26 protein-coding genes and 1 pseudogene are annotated in these 24813 nt (G+C 30.0%); 4 read left to right on the forward strand and 23 right to left on the reverse strand.

Annotation, left to right across the window (positions count from 1 at the left end; genetic code table 11):
• The 11 genes and pseudogenes from EDD60_RS02755 to EDD60_RS02805 all read right to left on the reverse strand — a co-directional run bounded on the left by EDD60_RS02755 (nt 1) and on the right by EDD60_RS02805 (nt 12259).
• On the reverse strand, nt 1–2358 hold the full coding sequence (locus EDD60_RS02755; RefSeq protein WP_132226199.1) for a homocysteine S-methyltransferase family protein: 2358 nt from the start codon (nt 2356–2358) through the stop codon (nt 1–3).
• The gene (locus tag EDD60_RS02760) at nt 2340–2969 is read right to left on the reverse strand and encodes an ABC transporter substrate-binding protein (protein ID WP_066446387.1); all 630 of its coding nucleotides are present in this window, start codon (nt 2967–2969) and stop codon (nt 2340–2342) included. The genes EDD60_RS02755 and EDD60_RS02760 overlap by 19 nt, the downstream gene beginning before the upstream one ends.
• A pseudogene (metF, locus tag EDD60_RS16705) lies at nt 2962–3866 on the reverse strand (methylenetetrahydrofolate reductase [NAD(P)H]). Before metF ends, EDD60_RS02760 begins: the two are co-directional and overlap by 8 nt.
• A gap of 68 nt (nt 3867–3934) precedes the next feature.
• Entirely contained in the window at nt 3935–6172 is a 2238-nt protein-coding gene (locus EDD60_RS02770) for an ABC transporter permease (protein WP_165973121.1), read from the reverse strand.
• Nucleotides 6162–6842 (reverse strand): ABC transporter ATP-binding protein, encoded by a 681-nt coding sequence (locus EDD60_RS02775; protein ID WP_066446398.1) that lies wholly within the window; start codon nt 6840–6842, stop codon nt 6162–6164. Before EDD60_RS02775 ends, EDD60_RS02770 begins: the two co-directional genes overlap by 11 nt.
• Nucleotides 6843–6881: 39 nt before the next feature.
• Nucleotides 6882–7910 carry a sensor histidine kinase gene (locus tag EDD60_RS02780; RefSeq protein WP_066446399.1) on the reverse strand — a complete coding sequence of 343 codons (1029 nt, stop codon included), beginning with the start codon at nt 7908–7910 and terminating at the stop codon, nt 6882–6884.
• Nucleotides 7895–8563: a response regulator transcription factor gene (locus EDD60_RS02785; protein ID WP_243646613.1), complete on the reverse strand. Its 669-nt coding sequence runs from the start codon at nt 8561–8563 to the stop codon at nt 7895–7897. The genes EDD60_RS02780 and EDD60_RS02785 overlap by 16 nt, the downstream gene beginning before the upstream one ends.
• A 40-nt stretch (nt 8564–8603) precedes the next feature.
• Nucleotides 8604–9368 (reverse strand): C39 family peptidase, encoded by a 765-nt coding sequence (locus tag EDD60_RS02790; RefSeq protein ID WP_066446400.1) that lies wholly within the window; start codon nt 9366–9368, stop codon nt 8604–8606.
• A 73-nt stretch (nt 9369–9441) separates the two neighbouring features.
• Nucleotides 9442–10539, reverse strand: coding sequence for a sensor histidine kinase (locus tag EDD60_RS02795; protein WP_066446401.1), 1098 nt, complete (start codon nt 10537–10539; stop codon nt 9442–9444).
• Complete coding sequence (gene vanR / locus EDD60_RS02800; protein WP_132226201.1) at nt 10532–11212, reverse strand: VanR-ABDEGLN family response regulator transcription factor; 681 nt, start codon at nt 11210–11212, stop codon at nt 10532–10534. The genes EDD60_RS02795 and vanR overlap by 8 nt, the downstream gene beginning before the upstream one ends.
• A 183-nt stretch (nt 11213–11395) precedes the next feature.
• Nucleotides 11396–12259 (reverse strand): Cof-type HAD-IIB family hydrolase, encoded by an 864-nt coding sequence (locus tag EDD60_RS02805; protein WP_066446414.1) that lies wholly within the window; start codon nt 12257–12259, stop codon nt 11396–11398.
• A 212-nt stretch (nt 12260–12471) separates the two neighbouring features.
• Here EDD60_RS02805 and EDD60_RS02810 point away from each other — a divergent pair, with 212 nt between their 5' ends.
• Nucleotides 12472–12879, forward strand: coding sequence for an Hsp20/alpha crystallin family protein (locus tag EDD60_RS02810; RefSeq protein WP_066446419.1), 408 nt, complete (start codon nt 12472–12474; stop codon nt 12877–12879).
• Between the two features lie 36 nt (nt 12880–12915).
• Here EDD60_RS02810 and EDD60_RS02815 read toward each other — a convergent pair whose 3' ends face one another.
• The 3 genes from EDD60_RS02815 to EDD60_RS02825 form a co-directional block, all read right to left on the reverse strand.
• The gene (locus tag EDD60_RS02815; protein WP_066446422.1) at nt 12916–14277 is read right to left on the reverse strand and encodes a PepSY domain-containing protein; all 1362 of its coding nucleotides are present in this window, start codon (nt 14275–14277) and stop codon (nt 12916–12918) included.
• On the reverse strand, nt 14261–14785 hold the full coding sequence (locus EDD60_RS02820; protein WP_165973122.1) for an RNA polymerase sigma factor: 525 nt from the start codon (nt 14783–14785) through the stop codon (nt 14261–14263). The genes EDD60_RS02815 and EDD60_RS02820 overlap by 17 nt, the downstream gene beginning before the upstream one ends.
• A 97-nt stretch (nt 14786–14882) precedes the next feature.
• Nucleotides 14883–15623, reverse strand: coding sequence for a hypothetical protein (locus EDD60_RS02825; RefSeq protein WP_066446426.1), 741 nt, complete (start codon nt 15621–15623; stop codon nt 14883–14885).
• A 148-nt stretch (nt 15624–15771) separates the two neighbouring features.
• Between EDD60_RS02825 and EDD60_RS02830 the strand changes: the two genes are divergently transcribed.
• Entirely contained in the window at nt 15772–16122 is a 351-nt protein-coding gene (locus EDD60_RS02830) for a helix-turn-helix domain-containing protein (protein WP_066446429.1), read from the forward strand.
• Nucleotides 16123–16202: 80 nt separating this feature from the next.
• Here the strand turns inward: EDD60_RS02830 and EDD60_RS02835 are convergent, their stop codons facing one another.
• Nucleotides 16203–16970: a sulfite exporter TauE/SafE family protein gene (locus EDD60_RS02835; protein ID WP_066446432.1), complete on the reverse strand. Its 768-nt coding sequence runs from the start codon at nt 16968–16970 to the stop codon at nt 16203–16205.
• Nucleotides 16970–17401 carry a MarR family transcriptional regulator gene (locus EDD60_RS02840; protein ID WP_066446439.1) on the reverse strand — a complete coding sequence of 144 codons (432 nt, stop codon included), beginning with the start codon at nt 17399–17401 and terminating at the stop codon, nt 16970–16972. The genes EDD60_RS02835 and EDD60_RS02840 overlap by 1 nt, the downstream gene beginning before the upstream one ends.
• Nucleotides 17402–17670: 269 nt before the next feature.
• On the opposite strand from EDD60_RS02840, the gene EDD60_RS02845 reads away from it, so the two are divergent.
• On the forward strand, nt 17671–18363 hold the full coding sequence (locus tag EDD60_RS02845) for an iron-sulfur cluster assembly scaffold protein (RefSeq protein ID WP_066446442.1): 693 nt from the start codon (nt 17671–17673) through the stop codon (nt 18361–18363).
• A 14-nt stretch (nt 18364–18377) separates the two neighbouring features.
• Entirely contained in the window at nt 18378–19376 is a 999-nt protein-coding gene (locus EDD60_RS02850) for a GGGtGRT protein (protein ID WP_066446445.1), read from the forward strand.
• Between the two features lie 127 nt (nt 19377–19503).
• Here the strand turns inward: EDD60_RS02850 and EDD60_RS02855 are convergent, their stop codons facing one another.
• The 7 genes from EDD60_RS02855 to EDD60_RS02880 all read right to left on the reverse strand — a co-directional run bounded on the left by EDD60_RS02855 (nt 19504) and on the right by EDD60_RS02880 (nt 24777).
• Nucleotides 19504–20082, reverse strand: a complete 579-nt coding sequence (locus tag EDD60_RS02855; protein WP_082787367.1) for a Fic family protein — start codon at nt 20080–20082, stop codon at nt 19504–19506.
• A gap of 65 nt (nt 20083–20147) precedes the next feature.
• On the reverse strand, nt 20148–20297 hold the full coding sequence (rhuM, locus tag EDD60_RS16165) for a RhuM family protein (RefSeq protein WP_207905282.1): 150 nt from the start codon (nt 20295–20297) through the stop codon (nt 20148–20150).
• Nucleotides 20298–20483: a hypothetical protein gene (locus tag EDD60_RS16170; protein ID WP_066446452.1), complete on the reverse strand. Its 186-nt coding sequence runs from the start codon at nt 20481–20483 to the stop codon at nt 20298–20300. It lies immediately after the preceding gene.
• An 801-nt stretch (nt 20484–21284) separates the two neighbouring features.
• Nucleotides 21285–22214 carry an AEC family transporter gene (locus tag EDD60_RS02865; RefSeq protein WP_066446454.1) on the reverse strand — a complete coding sequence of 310 codons (930 nt, stop codon included), beginning with the start codon at nt 22212–22214 and terminating at the stop codon, nt 21285–21287.
• Nucleotides 22215–22323: 109 nt separating this feature from the next.
• On the reverse strand, nt 22324–22869 hold the full coding sequence (locus EDD60_RS02870) for a flavodoxin family protein (RefSeq protein ID WP_066446456.1): 546 nt from the start codon (nt 22867–22869) through the stop codon (nt 22324–22326).
• A gap of 76 nt (nt 22870–22945) precedes the next feature.
• Complete coding sequence (locus EDD60_RS02875; RefSeq protein WP_066446458.1) at nt 22946–23551, reverse strand: LysE family translocator; 606 nt, start codon at nt 23549–23551, stop codon at nt 22946–22948.
• Nucleotides 23552–23610: 59 nt separating this feature from the next.
• Complete coding sequence (locus EDD60_RS02880) at nt 23611–24777, reverse strand: iron-containing alcohol dehydrogenase (protein ID WP_066446466.1); 1167 nt, start codon at nt 24775–24777, stop codon at nt 23611–23613.
• Between the last annotated feature and the right edge of the window lie 36 nt (nt 24778–24813).

A 24813-nucleotide genomic window follows, 5' to 3' on the forward strand; every position in this document is an offset into this window, starting at 1 on the left:
TTATTCCTCCTTTAAAATCTCATTTAATAATGTTACTGATGCCATGGCATCTTCACTATAATAATCAGCACCAATTTCATCAGCAATTTCTTGGGTTAAAACAGCTCCTCCAACCCAAATTGGACAATCAACGGGAATTGCTTTTAAAGCTTCAATAGTACGTTTCATATTGACAACAGTTGTTGTCATTAAAGCACTTAATCCAATCATCTTAGGATGACAACGATGATATGCTTCAACAACCTTTTCAACTTTGACATCTTTTCCTAAATCAATAACTTGATAACCATAGCTTTCTAAAACAACTTTCACAATATTTTTTCCAATATCATGAACATCTCCTTCAACTGTACACATCATAATAGGTCCTTTGGTTTGACTATCTATCGCAAAGGTTGATTTAACTATTTCAAAAGCAAGTTTTGTTGTTTGAGCTGATTGCATTAATTGAGGTAAAAAGATTTTATTTGTTTCGTAGTCTTGACCAACTTGATTTAAGGCTGGAATAATCATCTGATTAATAACATCCATTGCCTCATGAGCTTGCAGAACTTCTTTTGTCTTTGTTTGAACTTCATCTTTTAAACCATGAATAATCATATCTTCTAAGGTAAAAGTTGATGGATTTTTGACTGTTTCTAATTGTACATTGGATTGCATCACAATATAGTGAGAACTATCCTGATCAAAGTTATATAAAACATTATAAGCGGCAATACTATCCATTAATTGTTGATCTAAAGGATTGATAATCGGTAGATCTAAACCTGAATGTAAAGCTAATGTTAAGAATGTACGATTTAATAATGGACGGTTAGGTAAACCAAAAGAAACATTAGAAACACCTAAGACGGTATGAACTCCTAATTCTTGTTTAACTAAAGTTAAAGCTTTGAGAGTTTCTTGAACTTCTTTTTGTTGAGCTGATGCAGTTAATGTTAAACAATCAATGATAATATTTTCTTTACCTATTCCATATTCAGCTGCCTTGTTTATTATTTTTCTTGCAATCTTTAATCGTTCTTCAGCCAATAACGGAATCCCATCTTCTAAAGTTAAACCAATAACGACTCCACCATATTTTTTAACAATCGGGAAAATAGCTTCCATGACTTCATCTTTCCCATTCACTGAATTAATCAATGGTTTTCCATTATAATAACGACAAGCCTTTTCAATTGCGGCTGGTGAAGATGAATCAATTTGTAAAGGTAAATTGATAACTTCTTGTAATAAACGAATCACCTTAACCATTGTTGAAGGCTCATCAATTCCAGGTAATCCTACATTGACATCTAAAATATCTGCTCCTGCTTGTTGTTGTTTAATGCCTTCAACAACACATTCATCATAGCGTTCTTCTTTTAAAGCTGCTTTTAATTTCTTTTTCCCAGTTGGATTTAAACGTTCTCCACAAACAACAACCTGACCGTTAAAAGTTACTGTTTGGTTTTGACTTGACACACGGGTATATTTCTTAACTTGTCTTGGTGTAACATGACAAGGAGCTACTTTTTTGATTGCAGCAATAAATTCTGGAGTTGTTCCACAACATCCTCCCACCATGCTTACACCTTGATGCATATAATCCATCATACCTTCAACAAATGCTGAACTTGTCATTTGATATTTGGTTTGTCCATCTTCTAAACAAGGAAGTCCGGCATTTGGTTGAACTAAGATAGGAAGTGATGTATTTTCTAAAAGTTCATCTATAATCGGTTTTAATTCAGTTGGTCCTAATGAACAATTGACTCCAAGTGCATCTGCACCCAAACCTTCAACAACATTCACAAAAGTTATGGAATCACTACCTGTCAAAGTTCTTTTATTCTGCTCAAATGTCATTGTAACAAAAACTGGTAAATCACTATTTTCTTTAACTGCTAAAATCCCTGCTTTGACTTCATATAAATCCGTCATTGTCTCCAATAAAACAACATCAACATCATCTTTAACCATTAAAACTTGTGAAGCAATGATCTCATATGCTTCATCAAGAGATAATGTTCCAAGTGGTTCTAATAACTGTCCAATTGGTCCAATATCCAAAACAATATAAGCCTCTTTATTCACACGCTCTCTTGCAATTTTAGCATTTTTGATTGCTGCCTTTAATAAATCACAATAACAATATCCACTATCATTCATTTTTAAAGGATTACACCCAAAAGTATTCGCTGTAATAAAATCAGCTCCCGCTTTCAAATAACGTTCATGAATATCGATAATAATTTCCGGATATTCAATATTATAAACCTCTGGAATTTCACCTGCTTTTAACCCCGCATTTTGTAATTGTGTCCCCATTGCTCCATCAAAAATCAGCAAATCTTTCTTTAATCGATCACGTAACATCTTTGTCCCCCTTTTCTTAATGCACAACTCTCTTTTCGTATACACGAATGACATGATTTGGCCCTTTGACTTCCTAGTCCAATCATTCCAAGCATTGATTTCATAGGAATAAACAATCCCCCTGCACTCAATGTCACACCTATCTTTTTATCAATTTGTAAAACTCTTGATAATGGTTTATTCAAAGCCAAAGGTAAATCTCCATATCCTGGAGCAAAACGAAAAGTATGCATACCTAAATCTAAAGTCTTTTCATACTCATCGCAACATTCTTCTAAATACGTATTACTCACAGCATCAAACACAACAGCTTTTGCCATATCAATATGTTCATAATATTTCATTTGACGATCTATCTCAATACCCAGTGTACAGGCAATGACCATACATTTATGACAATCTTGAAAATAATGAGTAAGATCTGATGACGGGATGATGAGATCTAACTCTTCAATCTTTAATGGTGAATGGGTTAAATGGAAGATTTGTTGAGTTACTTTAAAATAAGCTTTTTCTTGGACTTCTAAAATACATTCATCAATTAATTGATTCGTTTTCTCATCAACATTACCCTGATAATTTAAATAATTTAATATTGTTTTCTTATTCATGATTTAACTCTTTTAAAACTGTTGGAATGTTATTGAAAATGGCTTTTGCAATATCTGGTTTATTCATTGTATAAATATGAATACCATCAACCCCATTTGTTATTAAATCAATAATTTGATGGGTTGCATAATTAATGCCAATTTCTTTCATTGCTTCAGGATAATCATAATAAGATTCAATCATTGTTGATAATTGATATGGAATAGAACATCCACACATCTTAGCTGTGTGAAGTAATGATTTAGAATTGGTAATTGGCATGATTCCAGCTAAAATAGGAACAGTAATCCCTCTTTTTCTAGCTTCCTTGACCAATCTATAATAATAGTTGTTATCAAAGAAGATTTGAGTAATTAAATATTCAGCTCCGGCATCTACCTTTTCTTTTAATGCTTTTAAATCATCTTCAAAGCAAGCTGCTTCATTATGCACCTCTGGATAACATGCCCCAGAAAGACAGAAATCATTTGGAAATTCTTGGCTAATCAATTCATTTAAATCCTTAGCATAATGAAACTCAAGATTTTCTTTATCAAATGTTGGATCTTTTGGATAATCACCTCTTAATGATAAATATTTTCTATGTTATGTTCTTTTAATTGTTGACAGATATCTAAAACTTCTTGAGAAGTTGATGATATACAAGTTAAGTGAGCAACTGCTTCAATATGATAATCATTTTTTATCTTAGAAGCAATTTCTACAGTTTTTCCTTTGGTTGAACCTCCAGCTCCATAAGTCACACTGATAAAATCTGGTTGTAGTTTAGCGAGTTCATCAATTGTATAATAAATCGAAGAAATATCTCCGGTTTTATTCTTAGGAGGAAAGACCTCAAAAGAAATTGTTGCTTTATTTTTTAGAATTTCAGAAATTTTCATATATTTACACCTCATTTTGCTATATTTTAAAGCATATAAAAAGAATAGTCAAAAACTATTCTTTAAAATACATAGAAATTTCATTATTCTCTTATTGTTTTATTCTCTAAACCATCTTTTTTGAGAATTGAATAAATCGGAAGTAAGGAAAAAGAAATCAAAATTATAATCAGTATCAATGTTGGTAACACTTGTCCCATCAATGGAATAGGATCCATAAAAATATGCCATCCACCATTGCCTCCATGTTCAATAAACATATCTGCAAAATGATAATAAAGCGCAAAAACAAATCCAAGACTTGCAATGAACAAAGACTTATACATATATATTTTCCATATTTCTATTTTTCTAAAACCTAATAATTGATAAGTTGCGATTGTTTCTCTTTGTTTTAATAATTCAAAAGACAATTGATAAATATAAATAACACTTGTTGCAACAATCAATGCTAAACGTAAAGTTGGAAAATCAAATACTGATTCTTTTGACATTTGATATTCATAATCTCTTTGTGGTTGTAAAGAACTATCAATAACATTATATCTCATCTTTGGATTAGCTTTTGCAAAAGCAAGGATTGCCTGATTCTTTTGGGCAATACTATCAAAAGATAGATAAACTTCTTGATAATGCTTTACATCTGCATATTTGATAAAATCATCTTTAGACATAATTATAAATTTTTCTTCATAGTTACTTAATACGTATGCAATTTGAAAAACATTTCCATCAACCAAAGAATAAGTTTGTAAATTGTTATCTCTATCAAATCCTAGACTAACAATAATTTCACCAGTTTTTAATACTTGATCTTGTGGTAATGAAAATTGTTTTTTTACATTTTCATCAAGACAATAGATTTTATGGGGATAACCATTTTCTGGTGAATATAAAAAGTTATGTGTATATATAACTTCTTTAGCATAAGAAGACATTGTTTTAAAATCATCAGGATGAATATTGGTATTATCAACAATCGGTGAATAAATTAAAGTTGCATTTTGTGATGTTTCAACATATTCATTTCTTTGCTTTGTTAAATGTATACCATAAATATAATCTCCAATAATTGACATCATCATTAAAGATGCTATAAAGACAAAGAAAATCTTAAATATCATTTGTTTCTTATTATTAACCAATTGACGCCACCCTAAATACATTGGACGCATTTGATGTAGTTTTTTATAACGATAATAGAAATATTGAAATTCCGCTGATTCAAAAGATCCACTTAATGCACGTCGTGTTGCTCCACGAGCTGGCATAAAATAGCTGATCAAAGACATCAAGACAATAATAAAAATACAACCTAGATAATAATTCCAATTGAACTGCAATGGTATGATTGTATCCACAATAAGAATGAAAATATTTCCAACAATCACATAAGCAATACTTGCAACTATAATAGATAAAAGTGCTAATAACATGGCTTGGATAAAAACAATATAATAGACCTGCCGTTTTGTTGCACCAATTCCTCGTAATAAAGTGTAATCATTCTTACGATTTTCAAACGAGGCAATTGTCAATCCTGAAACAATAATACATCCAACAATAAATAAAACAAATTCCACAATCACAATTAAGAAATTAAGTTGAGATTTTGAACCAATATCTTGATTCAAATCAAAGACTCTATCTAATCTTATATCTCCATGAACACTTATATTTTCTTGTTTATAAGTATCAATATAAACAGCATATTTTTGTGGTGTTGTTTGTTTTCCTAAAAGAATATCTGTATCCCCACTTTCTTGTAAGATACCAACAACTTTCCATTGTCCCACTGCATTATAACACTCATCGTTTCCATCTGATGTAGGTTGATAATATCGATATGCTACCTCAATATTTTGGTCAAGTTTTATATCATAACCCATACGCTTTAGGGTACTTTCCTTAATGGCAACTTCGTTTTCTTTTTTAGGAAAATGACCATCTTTTAATTGAATTGATAAAATATCCTTATTTCCTTCAATATAATGAATGGAATCATCTCCATATGAGTATCCGATATCAGCCACAAGGGCATACTCAAAATCAGCATCCTTAAACATAGTCTCTTTATTTTGATAAGTTATAGGTGTTTTTAAGATTTCATCTTTATCATAAGGTGTATAACTTATATAATCATAATAACCATGTTTTGCTTGTGAATTTAAAATATATGAATTGAGTAAAAGCGGTGTTAAAAAGGTAATCATCATAATAACAAATGAAAGAGCAATCAATGTGACCAAAGTCACTTTGCTATCGTTACGATGGGTTTTTAAATCTTGAATTGCAAAATGATGTAGTAAATTATTTTTCATCTGTATCACCCACAATCTGACCATCACTAATCGTAATAATACGATCGGCTTGAGAAGCTATCATATCATCATGTGTGACCAAAATGAGAGTTTGCTTATATTGACGTTGTGACAATTTTAACAGTTCAACAACTTCCAAAGAACTTTTGGCATCTAGATTTCCTGTTGGTTCATCGGCCAAAATAATAGCTGGTTTCATAGCCAAAGCTCTTGCAATGGCAACACGTTGTTGTTGACCACCAGAAAGTTCTTTGACAAAAGCCGTTTTCTTTTCTTTTAAACCTAATAAATCCAAAAGTTCATCAATAAATTCATGATCTTCTTTTAAATGATCTAAATGAATAGGTAAAACAATATTTTCAATAACATTTAAACTTGAAATCAAATTATAGAATTGAAAAACAAATCCCATACGGCGACGACGATAACGTGAAAGTTGATCATCACTCATATCATATAAAGAATTTCCTTCTAATAAAACCACTCCATGTTGAGGTTTTGTTAATCCTCCCATCACATGAAGAAGTGTTGATTTTCCACTCCCACTCTTTCCCACAATAGCAACAAAACTTCCTTCTTCAATTGTAAGATTAATATGTGAAATCGCATCAACCTTATTTTCATCATATCCATAACTCTTTCTTACATCTTTTAATTCTAATAGTGCCATACACTTTCCCTCCTCACTATCTAATATAAACTTCTTTTCTTACTCGATAGTGACTGTGTATTTATTTTTTGTTTCTTTTTGAGGCAAGAGGATTTCAAAAACAGCACCTTGATCATTATAGATATAAATACTTCCATGATGATCTTGAATAATTTCTTGAGAAATCGATAATCCAATTCCTATTCCTTGATGAGATTGATATTCACTTCGATAAAAACGTTCAAACAAATGAGGGATATCTTCCTCTATAAAACCATCTCCATGATCATGAATTATGATTTTCATATAAGATGATTTTTCTAAACAAGTGATATCAATTGATGAATGAGATTTTTGTTCAATACAATTCTTTAAAATATTTTCAATGGCTTCTTTCATCCATTGAAAATCACAATAAATCATTTGATTTTCTCCTTGTATTTTCAAATGAACATCATTATCTTCCATCAATGGAAATAATTGTTCTTGAATAGAATCTATAATCTCACTAAAAAGATAATCTTTTTTATGATATTCAATAGAATGAGAATCAAGTTGAGCAAGTTGTAATAAATCTTCAATACAATCTTGTATTCTTTGAGTTTGAAAAACAATTTGTTCAACAATTCGATGTTGTTTCCCTTGAGTCATTTCTAATAAAAGATCTTCTTTTAAAAACATGGCTGTTAATGGGGTTTTGATTTGATGAGATATATTTTCAATATAGTTTTTTAATTGATTTTGTTCATGATGTAAACGTTCTAACATCCCCTGCATTCTGATATTTAAGATATGAAGATGAGATGATAAAACAGCAATATAGCTTTCTCCATCAATAAGCGGAAAGGTTTCTGCTTTTTCTTCAATAATCATTTGACACATCTCTATTAAAGTTAGAAGTGATTTTTTTAAATGTTGAATATATCTAAAATGGATGATGATTATAACAAAAGAAAGACAAAGAATAATATAATAAAAAAAGATATTTTTTGTGATAAGAGCCACTATTGAAATCATCATAATCATTAATAAAAACACAATACAACCTATTGAATAGAGCGATTGACTTTTTCTTAAATGCTTCTCCATCGATACCCAATCCCCCTCACTGTTTCAATATAGTCCATTCCTTTATAAGTTCCTAACTTTTCTCTTAACCTTTTCATATGTACACTCACCGTATTATCTTCAATATAATTTCCTGTACGTTCTTCAATAAATTCGATTAATCTTTCTCTTGTCACAACCACGCCTTGATTTTGAACCATTAAAAATAAGATTTCATACCCAATAGCACTTAAGAGAATCTCTTGTTGTTGTTTGAAAACATGATATTTTTTTATATCAATATATAAATCATTTGTTTCAATAACATCCTTGTTTTTAAGAATTCGTCGTGAAATACTATGCATTCTCGCTAATAATTCATTGACACGAAATGGTTTGCTAATGTAATCATCGCCACCAGCATTTAAAGCCTCTACCAGTGTTTCTTCATCAGTTCTAGCAGTTAAAAACAAAATTGGAACTTGGCTGACTTGACGAATTTGTTGACATAATGTCACACCATTACCATCTGGTAATTGAATATCCATAATAATTAATTCAATATCATGAATATCTATATTCAGTGTCTCTTTGATTGTATAGGCTTGTTTCACTTCATAATTTTTCATTGTTAATAAATCATATAATGTTTCTTGGATTCCCAAATCATCTTCTACAATTAATATCATTCTCATCACATCCCCCTACATTCCATTCTATCAAAAAAAAGAATAGTCATCTATTCTTTTCCTTACTATAAACCCATAAATTCTTAATTTGATTTTTAATTTCATCAAAACGATAACCTTTTTGACTATGTTGACGACTATTTGGATCATTAACATAAATCAATCCATTTTTATATTCTCTAAGAACAATAAAATGTCCTTCAGTTGTAAATATTCCTGGTCCCACACTACAAATAATGGGATGATGCTGCTCTAATTCTTGCTTAATCATATCTTCATTTAAGGACATCTGACCCGCATTAACCCCAAAACATCTTGCTCCTTCATCCATTAATCGCCACGATGTTCCAGCTTGAGTATAATAACCTTTTTGATAAGCATATTTTGCAATCACATAAGGATTTAAAGAAGCATTGTTTTGTAAATAACTTAAAACCATTGATAAACATGTTGGACCACATCCATTCACAGCTATAAAATCATCCCCATATTTGCGATATCCCCATCTTGTATCCCATTGTAAAAGTAAAGGAATTTCTTGAGATTTTAAATCTGTTTTTAAATCTAAAGAAAGGTTTTGGGGTTGACGTAAATAGTGTGAAACAAATGGAATTGTTTCTTTATTATGCATTGCTAATTTTAATAATGAAGGTGGAATATCATCCTGATGTTGCATAATATATGACCAATCTGCAGATTGGTCATAAGCAGCATCCATATGTACATCTTCTTTTAAGACATAGTGGTCTAAAAGTAAAATAATGAATGGAATAATGATAATTGCGATAAATACAATGATTTTACGTTTCATACTCACATCTCCTTACAGACACTAGTATAATCAATAAAGTAAGGAAATTGTTTAACAAATTCTTAAGATTTTCTTAAAATGGTTGACGTGGTAAAATAACTTCAAAAACAGTTTGACGATTTTCACTTGTCACTTTAATATGTCCATGATGTAAATCAACAATCATTTTTGCAATTGAAAGCCCTAAGCCTGATCCTCCAGTTGTTGAAGAACGTGATTCATCTAAACGATAGAATTGTTCAAAAATACGATTCAGCTTATCTTTTGGAATCGTGTTCCCTACATTAGAAAATAAAATATGGCTATAAATCCCCTCATGATATGCTTTAACTTGTATAGTTGAAGAAGCATCACCATAATAAAAAGCATTTTTAAAAATATTATTAAAGACTCTAGCAATTTTATTAGGATCAGCATATATCATAAAATCATTTTCAACATCAATAGAAACTGTTTGTTTTTTTTCTGAAAGAATAGGATAAAATTCTTCTTTCATCTGTTCTAATAAATAAGATAAACAAACATCTTCTTGATGTAATTGATTGTAGGCTTGATTTAATTTTGCAATATCAAAAAATTCATTAATTAATTTTTCTAATCGATACGCTTTTTCTAATGTCATATGGGTATACTTTTGACGTAATTCATCAGGTAAATCATTCGTTTCATCTAATAAACATAAATAACCAATAACTGAAGCCAATGGAGTTTTAATATCATGAGCAAGATAAGCAATCATATCAACTTTATGTTGTTCCTCTTGAATAGCTTTTTTCTCATTTTCTAAACTTTCTTTCTTTAATTCATTTAAATCATTTTCTAATTCAAATAAAGATTCATCCAAAATAATTCTTTGATCATTTTTTTGAAATAAGATTTTCATTTGTGAAAAGACTTGTGATATTTTTTGAATTGCATATATTTCTACAATCAATGAATTTAATAATAGTGCAGCTAATAAAGTCATAAAAACAAAAGCAGTTTGATTTTTCAAAATAAAATTAGCAAAATCCCAGCCAAATATTTCTTGTATAAAATTAATCACTGCGCCATTATAAAAATGATCTACAAAAAAATACATCAACAATAAAATAACAATCGATATCACAGCAATCATAACATGTCTTTTTAATATTTCTTTTTGAAATCTTCGTGTATAATCCTTAGCCAATTTTATAACCTACTCCCCATACTGTTTGAATATATTTTGGATTCTCAGCACTATCATTCATTTTTTCTCTTAAATGACGAATATGCACCATAATTGAACTACTTGAATTTGTATAATATTTTTCACCCCATAAATCTTGAAAGATCTGATCAACAGTAACAACTTTTCCTTTGTTTTCACAAAGTAACCAGAGAATAGAAAATTCAGTTGGGGTCAAGGATAAGTTTTCGTTATTTAACAAACATTGATGATTATCTTGATCAATCGTTAAAGCTCCTATGGTAATGATGTTTTCATTTTGTTGTGGTGTCATCATCTTATAACGACGTAATTGAGCTTTCACACGAGCCATTAATTCTAATGGTCGAAATGGTTTTGTCACATAATCATCAGCGCCAATAGTTAGACCAGTGATTTTATCAATCTCAGTTTCTTTAGCAGTTAACATTATAATAGGAAATGTATATGCTTCTCGCATTTTTTGACAGATTACTAAACCATCAATATCTGGCAACATAATATCTAAGATAGCCAAATCTATATTTTCATGAAAAGCACAATGTAAAGCATCTGTTCCATTATAAAACTTAAAAACTTGATATCCTTCATTTTTTAAATAGAGTTCTACTAAATCAGCAATTTCTTTTTCATCATCAACAACTAAAACATTCATATTCCCACCCCTTTTCCCTATTATATTACATAAATAATGTGAATATCTTAAGAATTTATTAACAAATTGTCAAAAAAGATAAATGAACACTATATCATTCATTTATCTTACCATTTATAGAAAATCAATTGTTTTTCTTTGTTCATTAAGTTTCCTTCTTAATCCTTTTTTAACTTTTTACCCTTATATTTTCTCTTTTAAAATTATATCAATAGCTTTGGCAAAACCGTCATTTTCACATTCATCAACAACTCGATATGCTAATAATTTAATTGTATCATCAGCATTTTTAGGAGCAAATGAATAAGGAAACAATTGAAATAAAGTGAAATCATTCATACCATCTCCTAAAACAGCAATATCTTTCTTATCAATCTTTTTAAGCTGTGCTACTTGTTGTAAAATCAAACCTTTTTGGGCATTTTCATTTGTGACTTCCACATTATCCTCAAATGATGATAAATATGAAATTGTTGGAATACGCGCTAATAACTCTTTAGTCGGTGTAATATCACTAGCATTCAATGAAAAAGCTTCAACCTTAATAATATCTAAATCTCTCTGTAGAAACTCTTGAATATCACTAAATTGTTCAAGAAGATTACAAGGACAATTTACAAATGAACCATTTTTATCATAATCTTCTTTACGATTTCCAAATCTTTTAATTCCTCTTTCAATAAACTGTTCTTGTACATAACTTGGTTGATATCTTGTATAAAAACCTTTGGTTGTAAAAACCATATAAGGAACATGAGCATTCTCAAAGATTTGAATAATATCAGCAAATACACTTTTATTTAAATAGCAACTCATAATCACTTGACCATCTTCATCGCAATATTGAGCACCATTTCCTAAAATAGCATGACATCTTATGTCATATTGATCTAAGATAGAACGAACACCATAAAAATCACGACCTGATGCAATAGCAAATTCAATTCCATTTTCTTGTAATTGCTGAATTGCTTTTAAATTAGCTGGTGAAATTCCACTTTGATGATTAATAAGCGTTCCATCCATATCACTAACAACTAATTTCATCTTCTCTCCTCCATATCCTATACCATATCATAATCCATGCTAAAAAACAGGAGCTTTCTTAATTTGTAAAATATTTAGCACTCAAATGTTGACAGTGCTAAAATTAGTGATATAATATAAGTGTAGTTAGGGAAGGCCTAACAGGGTAGTTATTTCGTTACTCAATAGATTGAGTATTCAAGGGTTGATTTTTAAAGAAAGAGGCGATATATATGAAATTCCTACCTGCATTTAATGATATGTTTGATGATTTATTCCAAGATCCATTTAATTATTCTTCTGTTGACAGTATGCGTACTGACATCGTTGAAAAAGATGGAAATTATTTATTGAACATGGAACTTCCTGGATATAAAAAAGAAGATATCCAAATGGAATTAAAAGATGGATATTTAATTATTAATGCAACAAAGAACGTTAATAATGAAGAAAAAGATGAGGAAGGTCATGTGATTAGACGTGAACGTTATAGTGGTAGCTGCTCTCGTAATTTCTATGTTGGAGATGCAGTGAAACATGAAGATATTAAAGCTTCATTTGATAATGGTGAATTAAAAATCACAATTCCAAAAGATGTGACACCACAAGTTGAAGAAAAGAAATTTATTCCTATTGAATAAAAAAATGATCAGCTAGAATAATTCTAGCTGATTTTTTTAATCTCTTTCTTTATGATGAGAAAGAATATTTCCAGTTGATGCATCAATATGATATTCATATTCATCATTTCTGACTTCAAAAGAAACTTCATAATAACTTTTCTTTAACTCAATATCCATATCCTTCGTATCATGAGAAGATACTTTTGCATGATTCAAAGCAATTTGTTTTGCTTCACTTTCACTTAATTTCACTTCACCAACATACTTCTTTTCACTCTCTAAAATCTTACCATGACTTGCATCAACTTTATACTCATATAAATATTTTCCACTTACAAACTCAATTTCATATTCTAAAATCCCATCATCTTTATCTTTTTTCAATTGATAGTTTTGAACATTTTTAACTTGAGCATGATTTAAGACCAATTCTTTAGCTTGAGCTTCACTAATATTTGATGATGAAGTTGTAGTTTGATGATGTTTTTCTTTTTTATCACGTTTTAGAATTTGTCCACTTTGAGCGTCAATATCATATTCATATTCAATTCCATCTTTGATAAATTCTATTTCATAAACCATGACACCCTTTTCATAGTCTAACTCAATTTCTTTTAATGTTGGTTGACTGACTTTCGCATCCTGATAAGCGATTTGAGTTGCTTTATCTTTGCCAATATATCCTTTTTGGCTTGCTTCACCAGTCTTATTTGTATCAACATCATAGCGACTTAATAAAATGTTTAATTCATTGACTGATAAATCTTTTAATTCTTCAAAAGTATATTGTGTATTTTTAGCAATCAAGCTTTTAATTAATTGTGCCTTTCCTGTTGAAATATGATATTTGCTTGCTAAAGCATCAATATTTTCATCATCTTCAAGCGCTAAAGAAACAACTGATCCATCTATATGATGATTTTTTAATAATTGATCAATTTCATCAGATAATTCTTTTCTTAAGACTTCATTTTCTTTTTGATGATCACCCGTAACTGAAATCAATAAAGAATTCTTTAATTCACTAATATATCCTTCCTTTAACATTGATCCAATCAAAGCATTCATTCCAACTTCTAGATCAACTCCTTTTAATTTCATATCACCAATAATCTTTTGACCATCATCATTGTTAGCTTTTACTTTTTGAATCATATGTTGATCATCAATATCTAATTCAACACTTGGATTAACATCTAAAGCAACTGTTGCATATATCTTTGAACTTGTTGGCCATAAAATAAATAAACAAATAACCATACTTACAATAACTACAGGAATCATATAATATCTTTGTCTTTTTTTCTTTGTCATTTCTACCATAAACTGTTCATCCTTTCGTTGTTTTAATTCCTCATGAATACTCTCTAAACAATCTGGTGTAATCTCTTGAAATGTTTTATATAACTCTTTCATCTTCTTCCCTCCAGACTTTTCTCATTTTTTTCATTCCTCTACGATAACATGATAATGATGTAGATAAAGGTATTTCTAATAGTTTTGCTATTTCAATATGTTTTAAACCCCATAATGAATACATAATAATGATTTCTCTTTCACGATCATTTAATTGTTCAAACAGTTGTTCTAAAATCATCTTTGTATGAATATTAATATTTTCTGGTAAAGCGATATTATCATCATATTGTTGATCACATGTCTTTCTTCTTAAATACAAATAACATTCATTTCTTGCAATTGTATAAATCCAAGCCATTGGTTTTTTCATAGAAACATATTGTTGACTAGCAAGATATATCTTAATATATACCTCTTGTAAAATATCACGACTATCATCGTAGTTTTTGATAATACTCATAATATAGGCAAAAACAATGGTTTTTGTTTTTTCATATAACTTATCAAAAGCATTATCACTTTGGGGGATTGTTAAAATCAATTGATCTAATTCTTTATTATCCATATGCATATGTCTCCCCTTTCACCTTATTAATGCAAAAACATTACTTATTATTGCATTTATTTTATTTTTTTCATCATAACAAAAAAATCTCTTAAAATCAGCAATTATGCTTAAGAGATTTCATTGATTCATTATTTTGATTTTGTTCATAGACATGCATGATTTGTTGAATAAAATCATCAAATTCTTTATTTTCTAAACCCGTTATTTCTAATATATGATAAGCATCATGATCAACTGTTTGATATTGAACCATTGCATTATGTAAAGTATTTTCTATATTTCTTACTTTATAAACTTTATGATCTTTGACTGTCAAACGATATTCACAATATTTTTTGACAAAATATATAAATTGAGCGCTTACTAATTCTTTTTTTATTGGATTATTTTGAAAATAGTATAATGACGGATGATTGTTGACATAATTATTAAGATAGATACTTGATATAACAGGCATTTTAATATTCATATCCATATCAAAGAAAGGATTAGGATTATCCGTATGTTTACTCAGTTCATCATAAAGACGAATAGCCTCAAGAATTGCGACATCAGTATAAATCATCATTGAGCGTGGTATCATTAAATCAAACTGATTTAATTCATGAATATAAGCTAATTGTTCATCAATACATTTGGCATATAACTTATCAATATGCTCCACTGTATACAATATATACTTGTCTCCTTCTCCTATAATTGTTGGATTCCTTTTTTGAAGTTCTTCTTTTGAACATTTACCATAATATATTGCATTCTTTGGAAATTCATCCATCAAAGGAATTCTTTCTTTTTTCAATAAATCTAGAGAAGTTAAAAAATCATAAATATACATTATTTGTCTCCTTTTATACTTACATTTGTATTCATTCCTATTATATCAGTAGTTAAACTAGTTATCAAATAAAATTCTATTTAAACTAGATAATAAACTTGTTAACTTTGATTTTCGTTATAATCATAATAAGTGAGGTGAATATCATATGTTAAAAATTGGAGCTATTTTAGCAGCAAAACTAGAAGAAAAAGATTTATCTCAAAAAGAAGCTGCTGCACAATTAAATATTAATCCTAAAACATTTTCAACATATGTGAATGATACCTATTTTCCTCCACTAGATGTTCTTAGTGATATTTGTCGTCTCTTAGACATAGATATAGATCACTTATTAGGATTAGAAAAGAATAATAATATAGATTTGTTGATTCAAGGAAAAGATGAAGCAAAGATAATTTACTTTTTTAGAAGTCTTAATAAAAGTGATGCCAAATTATTTATGAAGAATTTTAATTATATTGTTGATTTGATCAATACAAAGAATCATAACAAATAAGTTAACTTTTAGCAATTTCATTATAACATTTATACATTTTATTTGCAATAAGAAAATAAGTCATCTTTCCAGATGACTTTTTAAAATACGTATTTCGTTAATACCATTGCTGCTCCTAAGATTGTTAAAACAACCCCTGTTGCCCGATTTAATGTTTGAGGCTCAGCTTTATTAGCAAATAATGCAGCCACTCTTGCGCCAACTAAAGTTGCAACTACACAAACGATTAAAGCTTCCATATCTGGCATACCACCTAATGCAAAATGTGAACATGCTCCTGTAAAAGCAGTGAATGCCATAATAAAGACACTTGTTCCAACAGCTGTTTTTAATTCATATTGAAGTACAGATGTTAAAATCAACAATAACATCATCCCTCCACCAGCTCCAATAAATCCACAAATAAATCCAATTAAACATCCACAAATTAATGATTGAATAGTTTTTTGTTTTTGCGTTTTAGCTGCTTGGGCTTCTTTGGTTGTCATAACAGGACGTACAATAAATTTAATCCCTAATAATAATGTCATAACAACTGAGAAGCCTCCCATCGTTCCACTTGGAACAAGCGAAGCAATATAACTTCCAATCAATGTAAAAATTAAAACAGTAATTAACATCACCAAACCATTTTTAATATCTAGATTCTTATGTTTTCCATACGTATAAGCTGATATAGCTGAAGCTAAGACATCGGAAGCAAGAGAAATTCCAACTGCAGCGTAAGGATCAAATCCCAAATAAGTAATTAACATTGGTGAAATGACTGCTGCTGCAGATAGTCCAGCTAATCCTGTTCCTATCCCTGCACCCATTCCAGCTACAATATAAATAAAATAAGCAAACATTATTTTTTCTCCTCCTCATTGATAATATTTATATACATGCGTTTAAATAATGTTTTTACCATCATTCTTTCTTCTTCATTAAAATCATGATATAAAATTTCATGAAACTTCTTTTGAGCGACTAATCCATCTTTAATCATTGGAACTGTACGTGCTGTCAAATGAAGATGATAACGACGTTTATCTCTTTCATCTTGACTAACTTCTAAACAATTCTTTTTAACCAGTTTTTCGATTCCTAAAGAAGCATGTGATTTAATAATTCCTCTTTTTTCTACAATATCTTTGGCACTATCATAACTTGGATTATTATGTAAAAATAATAATATATCCAATTCAACTTTGGTAAGTTGATATTTGTTGCAGACTTCTAAACATAAGTGATCATAAAGTTTCTTCATACTATTAATCATCTTTAATAATTCTGTCATAATACCTCCAATTAGTTCTATTTTGAACTATTATAGTATAAATTATGATATCGGTCAATAATTGTGACTCTTATTTTAGAATTGTTCTTTTTTACTGTCTTGTTTTTTTTGACAATTTTTTATCATAGGAAGTCGCCAGTTCATTGACTTTAAAGGACTTTTGCCTTATAATCACAGTAGGTGAGTTCCTTCACCTGGAATATAGAAAAATATGAATATTTTTCTTGTCCATGCTGTAATCATTTTAAGAAAGTGAAAGGAGTAAAAAAATGATTTATACAAAAGAAGTCGAAGAAATGTGCACTGTTGCACGCGGTGGAAATCATGGATGTGCTCCAATTCCTGAAGAAGGAAAATGGGTATATTCAAAAGAAATCAAAGATATTTCTGGTTTTACACATGGTATTGGATGGTGTGCTCCTCAACAAGGTGCATGTAAATTATCATTAAACGTAAAAGAAGGAATTATCGAAGAAGCATTAATTGAAACAATTGGATGCTCTGGTATGACTCACTCAGCTGCTATGGCAAGTGAAGCTTTAGTTGGTAAAACTTTATTAGAAGGTTTAAATACTGACTTAGTTTGTGATGCTATTAATACTGCAATGAGAGAATTATTCTTACAAATCGTTTATGGACGTAGCCAATCTGCATTCTCTGAAGGTGGATTATCTGTTGGTGCTGGTCTTGAAGATTTAGGTAAAGGATTAAGAAGTATGGTTGGTACTGCTTATTCTACTAAATTAAAAGGTCCTAGATATCTTGAATTAACTGAAGGATATATCAATAGAATTGCATTAGATGATAATAATGAAATCATCGGTTATGAATTCATTAGCCTTGGAAGAATGATGGATATGATTAAAGCTGGAAAAGATGCAAATGAAGCATTAAAAGAAGCTACTGGAACTTATGGTAGATTTGATAGTGCTGCTAAATACATCGATCCAAGAAAGGAATAATGGAGGGTACGAAGATGGCATTATTTGAAAATTATGAACGTAGAATTGATCAAATCAACGCTGCATTAGCTAAATACGATATTAAATCAATCGAAGAAGCTAAAGCAATTTGTGATGAAAAAGGTATTGATGTTTACGAAATCGTAAAATCAACTCAACCTATCTGTTTTGAAAATGCTTGCTGGGCTTACACTGTAGGTGCTGCAATGGCAATCAAAAACGGAGATACAAAAGCAGTAGATGCTGCTAAAACTATTGGTGTAGGTTTACAATCATTCTGTATTCCTGGATCAGTTGCTGATGATCGTAAAGTAGGTTTAGGACATGGTAACTTAGGTTCTATGTTATTAGACGAAAAAACTGAATGTTTCTGTTTCTTAGCTGGACATGAATCATTCGCTGCAGCTGAAGGTGCAATTAAAATTGCTGAAAAAGCTAACAAAGTTAGAACTAAACCATTAAGAGTTATCTTAAACGGTTTAGGAAAAGATGCTGCTAAAATCATCTCAAGAATTAATGGATTCACTTATGTAGAAACTGAATTCGATTATTTCACTGGAGAAGTTAAAGAAATCTCTAGAACAGCTTACTCTGATGGGCCAAGAGCTAAAGTTAACTGCTATGGTTCTGATGATGTTCGTGAAGGTGTTGCAATCATGCATAAAGAAGGTGTAGACGTTTCTATCACTGGTAACTCTACTAACCCAACTCGTTTCCAACATCCAGTAGCTGGTACTTATAAAAAAGAATGTGTAGAACAAGGTAAGAAATATTTCTCTGTTGCTTCAGGTGGAGGAACAGGACGTACATTACATCCTGACAACATGGCAGCTGGACCTGCTTCTTATGGTATGACTGATACTATGGGACGTATGCACAGTGATGCACAATTCGCTGGTTCTTCATCAGTTCCTGCTCACGTAGAAATGATGGGATTAATCGGTATGGGTAACAACCCAATGGTTGGTGCAACTGTTGCTGTTGCTGTAGCTATCGAAGAAGCTTGTAAATAATTACAGTTTTATACTAAAATGCGAAAAGTTCTGATTTATGTCAGAACTTTTTTGATTTTGTTTTTTTATTGTCAATATTTTATAATTCAAAAAAGACAATCTCTTTTTCAAGAAATTGCCCTCTTTTTTATTTCATCAATCTTTTCTTTGCAATTAATTTTTCTGCTTGTTTAGTTGTATAATACTTTTCTTTAGCAACCTTATATTCTTCTTTAATACTACCTTCATTAAAATATTGAAAATTTAATTCCGTTTCAAAAGCATCTTTCAAAATTCTCATAAGATATTGTGGTTCATCATAAGTTGCCATGACCAAACTATCTCTTACATAAGCAGGATGTTCTTTTAGAAGTCCAGCATTAAAATCTATACCATGACTCAATAAGATTCTTTTAATGAATGTTGTACATGTCCTTGTATTCCCTTCTCGATATGCATGTATTTCCCATATACCTACTAATAAATCAAATGTTGATTTTAATGCAGTATCTTTATCTTTCCAATCAAATTGACTTACTTTATTGAGAAATAGTTCTAATCTTTCCTCTATTTCATTATGTTTTGCATATTCAACAGAAAGTCCAGATAATACTCTCTCAGATTTATATAAATCAACCACTCTATATTGTCCAGCCCATTCATAGAGATTGCCAAATAAAAAACGATGAAGTTCATTAAGATGTTCTATCGAAATATCATTAACAATCTGTTCATTTTTTCTTTATCAATAACAAAACCTTTTATCATATACTCTTTTAAAATATTTGTTGCTCATATTCTAAACTGTGTTGCTTTTTTTGAGTTCACACGATATCCAACAGCTATAATTGCATCTAAATTATAAAACTCCAATGTTCTTTTTACTTGTCTATTTCCTTCATCTCGAACTACCGAGATTTTCTCGGTAGTTGCTTTTTTCACTCATTCCTTCTCTAAATAAATGTTTTTTAGATGTAAACCAATGTTATCAGTAGAACACTCAAATAACTCGGCCATTCCTTTTTGTGTAATCCAAATAGTTTCATCCTTTAGTATAACATCAACACTGACATTACCATCTTTAGTTTTATATATAATAAAATTTGTTTCCTGTAATCTATTATCCATTATGATATTCTCCTTTATTCAAAATATATTTTATACATGACTTATTATAACATAAGCTCTTAATCAATTCATTGAACATAATTAAAATATAATTATATTTTTATATTAAACGTCCTGAGTCGACAATAGACTTAGAGGATTACACAGATGTTTCACACTTCAAACATATTGATATATATAGTATTTATTATTTCATGTTCTTTCTAAATTTATTGAGCACAAATTACATACAAAGAAGGTTAAAAATATATAAAGAAAGCCAAAATCTAATATTTGATTTTGTCCATTTCCTGTTTTAACTCTTCAATAATTCTATGTGTATAGACTTACTTAGTTATACTTTGAATGCAAATTGCAACAACTGCTATTTTTTGAAATATAACCCTTACTTGATCAGCTATTTTTCTACCTACATTCATCTATTTTTGCCCCTAGTTTCATTTAGGCAATGTTTAATAAGAAAATGATAACCATTGAAAATTAATATTATTAATAATAAAAAGATATGGAGCCACATCCAACCTCAAGTGGCTAGAGCCCCATATCTATAATAGTCATTTCTTTTACAATTAAAATATACCATAGTTTATTGAGTAAATTTATTTTCTAACATCTTTCATTAATAAATAAACAGATACAATGAACTCCTCATTATTGTTAAATAAAATTCTTTCATAAAGTCTCCTAAATCTACAATTCCAGTTATTATAGCACAATACTTTAAACCTAATATAAAATCACTTTCAAATGATATTACAGAATAAAATAATACTTCCTTCATTAGAAATATTTATAATTTTTTTATGCGACAAATAAAACCAAAACTGTATAGACAATTAATGTCACAATCATATAAAGTGATATGAAAGCTGATGAAAAAAAAGCATCTTCCTCACTTTTATAAAGTGGTGAAATGACTGGTGCAAGACCAAAACCAGTTGGACACATAAAATACAAGATAACTGCAATCATAAAGATTTTATCAGCCATCAAATATGGGAATAAAATAAAGAATCCTATAATGACAATGATATAATAAACAATACGAACACTCATTAATTTAAGAATAGGTTGAATTGTTTCTTTATCAACCTTTAAATCATATCCTAATATAAAGAGGATCATTCCAATAATTGGTGCAGTAACTTGTGAAATTGTCCCTGTATAGACTTCAAATAAAGATGTTGTCTGTAAATATTGATACCCACCTAATAAATTCAATCCTAATCCTAAAATAACAGCAATCACAAAAGAGTTTGAAAAAATCTTTTTCAATAATTCCTTATGTGTCGTATCTGTTGCTGCACTTTTTGCAATCAAAACAGGTAAAACAATAAAACAAATCATTGTTCCTGCAATATCAAAAATAACAGTATTGCTAGAAGTTCCTACAATTGATAAATAAAGTGGTAAAGCTACATTTCCACCTTCCACTGTCGTTAAAAGATAATGAGAAAAATGCCCATATTTCTTTCCAGTAAAAGGAATCAAAAGTTTCCCCACTATCATTGCAACAACAAAAGCAATAAAGACATATCCAACAATAAAAATATGTTCTGTTTCAATTGATGCTGTTAACATCAAATTAAAAATCATAATCGGAAATAAAACCTGAAACACAATGGCATTAGCCCCATCTTTTTGTGTGGGTGTAATCCATCCTTTTAATCTTGAAATAAAACCTAATGCCAGCATAAAGAATACTGGAAATAATGTTGTAAGTGCAACCATAAGATACGCTCCTTTATTTTCTTTTTACACTTCACATTATATTGATTCCCTTGACTATTGCAAATACTTATAATTCATACTCTCCTATAGCCAAAAAGCATATCAATTTTTATTTCAAATGACAACCCATAAAATAAGCTTCTTTTAAATAGTGTTCATCAATAATAGAGTTCCCTTCTTCCTTATCACATCCACCAGCCAGCACCATACCTTTGTCATGCCAACCAAGGGCTCTTATAAAAAAACGATAAAAAGAAACAGCCTGTTCAAAAGCATAAAAACCTTTACTCCCAGAAGTCATGAATAAAAATGTATCTTTTTGTGGATATTCATCATTTGTCGAAATCGCATATAAACGATTAATAAAACTTTTCAGTCTTGCTGAAATACTCCAGAAATATAATGGAGAAGCCAAGACAAGAGTATCAACTGCTTCAAATAATTCATATATATCCTGCATTTGATCTTGAATAATACAATGATGTCCATTCTTTTGACACGCCCCGCATCCTCTACATCCCTGGATATGACCATTTAAATTGACTTTTTTAACATGATGTCCTGATTCAGTTGCCCCTTTGATAAAAGACTCAACCAATGTATCCGTATTTCCATTTCTATTCCCACTACCAACAACAACCAATATATTTTTCATATATTTTCTTCTCCTTTCGATTTATCTATTTAATTTACTTCAAACATATCATTTACAAATAACTAGCTGCTATTCATTATGACAATGAATAGCCAGCAATAGTGACACCTAGTACAATAATTAAAATACCAAAAAATGTATTGATACGTTTATATAATGAATACGACAACAATTTTCCACTCCATTTCACAAACGCTGACAAGGCAATCCACCAAAAAGATGTTCCTACAAAAATCCCAATCACTAACAAAACTTTATGAATAACGTGAGCATTTCCACTAACTCCAAGGGTTGAAAATATAACCATATAAGAAAGAATGGTTGCTGGATTCGTAAGAGTCATCATAAATGATGATAAGAATGAAGATGTCATTGATATTCTCGTATTGAAAGATAAACTCTGATTATCTTTTTTCATGATTCCTATGCCAATACATACAATCATCATGCAACCTAAAATACAAATAATCTGCTGATACTGTAAAAGAAAATCAGAAACAAGTGTAATTCCAAAGACACTCAATGAGGCATAAACAACATCGGCAAATGAAGAGCCTAACCCTGAAATAACACCCGCCCAAAAACCTTTTGTTAAAGTTCTTTGAAGTGTTAATACACCAACAACACCTACTGGAATTCCAAACATAATTCCTATAAAAATCCCTTTTAATAAATAGTTCAATCTTATCAAACCTCCTATTGAATGAAAAACGCACTCAACAACGGAGTGCATTTTAAGTCTTAAAGACTGTCTTTAAAGATTTGGATAATTTCATCACGTTCAAGAACTTTATAACCACCATTCATAATAAGTGTTGAATCAGCAAGTCCTTCAATCATATTTTCATTGACACCAAGATCTGTTATATTCATGACCAATCCTAATTCTTTCATCCAGTTTTCCATTGCTGATAAACCTTCTAAAGCAATGTCCTCTTTTGTTTTTCCGTTTGGATTAATATCCCAGACATGAGTCGCAAAGCGAACAAATTTGTCTAAGCCATAAGGCATAATATATCTATAATAAGCCAACGAAACAGCTGATAATGTCATGCCATGTGTTGCATCTGTATAAGCCCCTACAGCCTGCCCTAACATATGAACCATCCAATCCGTTGTTTTTCCTTTAGCAACCAACGTATTTAATGCCCATGTAGCAGTCCACATAATATTGCTTCTCGCTTCATAATCATTTGGATTCTTCATGGCAATACGACTAGAATGAATCAAAGATTTCATCAATCCTTCACTGATATAATCACTTGTATTGTCATCAGTTCCTGAAAAATATTGTTCACAAATGTGATTCATAATATCATAGAACCCTGCCACCATTTGATAATGAGGTAAAGTCAATGTATATTGAGGATTTAAGATAGAGAACTTAGGCATCACTTCTTCACCAAAAACATGTCCAATTTTTAATTTTGTTTCATGATTTGTAATAACCGCTCCACCATTCATTTCAGAACCCGTACCTACCATTGTTAAGATACAACCAACAGGAACAATTTTGCATGTTGGTTCTTCACCCTGAAGATAATACTTTTGCCATGGATCTTCATCACAATGAACAGAAACTGAAACAGCTTTCGCATAATCACAAACTGATCCACCACCTACAGCTAAAATAAAATCAATTTCATTATCTCTGGCAATGTTAACTCCTTCATATAATTTTTCAAGAGTAGGATTAGGCATAACACCAGATACTTCTGCAATTTCTTTATGACTTTCATTTAAGATTTGAATCACTTCATCATAGATTCCATTTTTCTTAATAGAACCTCCACCATAAACCAATAAAACTCTTGATCCATAGTTCTTTAATTCATCCCTTAAATATTTTAATGATTCATCCCCAAAATATAATTTTGTTGGATTACAATATTCAAAATTTCCTAACATATATATTCCTCCATTTCTATACTTCTATTTTAATAC

This window comes from Longibaculum muris (assembly GCF_004343035.1).
GTDB classification, from domain to species: domain Bacteria; phylum Bacillota_I; class Bacilli_A; order Erysipelotrichales; family Coprobacillaceae; genus Longibaculum; species Longibaculum muris.

What these genes read in the sequence shown, in the direction of transcription:
- EDD60_RS02755 (WP_132226199.1), bottom strand. Translation starts at nt 2,358, where the DNA reads ATGTTACGTGATCGATTAAAGAAAGATTTGCTGATTTTTGATGGAGCA.
- EDD60_RS02760 (WP_066446387.1), bottom strand. Translation starts at nt 2,969, where the DNA reads ATGAATAAGAAAACAATATTAAATTATTTAAATTATCAGGGTAATGTT.
- EDD60_RS02770 (WP_165973121.1), bottom strand. Translation starts at nt 6,172, where the DNA reads ATGAAAAATAATTTACTACATCATTTTGCAATTCAAGATTTAAAAACC.
- EDD60_RS02775 (WP_066446398.1), bottom strand. Translation starts at nt 6,842, where the DNA reads ATGGCACTATTAGAATTAAAAGATGTAAGAAAGAGTTATGGATATGAT.
- EDD60_RS02780 (WP_066446399.1), bottom strand. Translation starts at nt 7,910, where the DNA reads ATGGAGAAGCATTTAAGAAAAAGTCAATCGCTCTATTCAATAGGTTGT.
- EDD60_RS02785 (WP_243646613.1), bottom strand. Translation starts at nt 8,563, where the DNA reads ATGAGAATGATATTAATTGTAGAAGATGATTTGGGAATCCAAGAAACA.
- EDD60_RS02790 (WP_066446400.1), bottom strand. Translation starts at nt 9,368, where the DNA reads ATGAAACGTAAAATCATTGTATTTATCGCAATTATCATTATTCCATTC.
- vanR (WP_132226201.1), bottom strand. Translation starts at nt 11,212, where the DNA reads ATGAATGTTTTAGTTGTTGATGATGAAAAAGAAATTGCTGATTTAGTA.
- EDD60_RS02805 (WP_066446414.1), bottom strand. Translation starts at nt 12,259, where the DNA reads ATGAAATTAGTTGTTAGTGATATGGATGGAACGCTTATTAATCATCAA.
- EDD60_RS02810 (WP_066446419.1), top strand. Translation starts at nt 12,472, where the DNA reads ATGAAATTCCTACCTGCATTTAATGATATGTTTGATGATTTATTCCAA.
- EDD60_RS02815 (WP_066446422.1), bottom strand. Translation starts at nt 14,277, where the DNA reads ATGAAAGAGTTATATAAAACATTTCAAGAGATTACACCAGATTGTTTA.
- EDD60_RS02820 (WP_165973122.1), bottom strand. Translation starts at nt 14,785, where the DNA reads ATGGATAATAAAGAATTAGATCAATTGATTTTAACAATCCCCCAAAGT.
- EDD60_RS02825 (WP_066446426.1), bottom strand. Translation starts at nt 15,623, where the DNA reads ATGTATATTTATGATTTTTTAACTTCTCTAGATTTATTGAAAAAAGAA.
- EDD60_RS02830 (WP_066446429.1), top strand. Translation starts at nt 15,772, where the DNA reads ATGTTAAAAATTGGAGCTATTTTAGCAGCAAAACTAGAAGAAAAAGAT.
- EDD60_RS02835 (WP_066446432.1), bottom strand. Translation starts at nt 16,970, where the DNA reads ATGTTTGCTTATTTTATTTATATTGTAGCTGGAATGGGTGCAGGGATA.
- EDD60_RS02840 (WP_066446439.1), bottom strand. Translation starts at nt 17,401, where the DNA reads ATGACAGAATTATTAAAGATGATTAATAGTATGAAGAAACTTTATGAT.
- EDD60_RS02845 (WP_066446442.1), top strand. Translation starts at nt 17,671, where the DNA reads ATGATTTATACAAAAGAAGTCGAAGAAATGTGCACTGTTGCACGCGGT.
- EDD60_RS02850 (WP_066446445.1), top strand. Translation starts at nt 18,378, where the DNA reads ATGGCATTATTTGAAAATTATGAACGTAGAATTGATCAAATCAACGCT.
- EDD60_RS16170 (WP_066446452.1), bottom strand. Translation starts at nt 20,483, where the DNA reads ATGGATAATAGATTACAGGAAACAAATTTTATTATATATAAAACTAAA.
- EDD60_RS02865 (WP_066446454.1), bottom strand. Translation starts at nt 22,214, where the DNA reads ATGGTTGCACTTACAACATTATTTCCAGTATTCTTTATGCTGGCATTA.
- EDD60_RS02870 (WP_066446456.1), bottom strand. Translation starts at nt 22,869, where the DNA reads ATGAAAAATATATTGGTTGTTGTTGGTAGTGGGAATAGAAATGGAAAT.
- EDD60_RS02880 (WP_066446466.1), bottom strand. Translation starts at nt 24,777, where the DNA reads ATGTTAGGAAATTTTGAATATTGTAATCCAACAAAATTATATTTTGGG.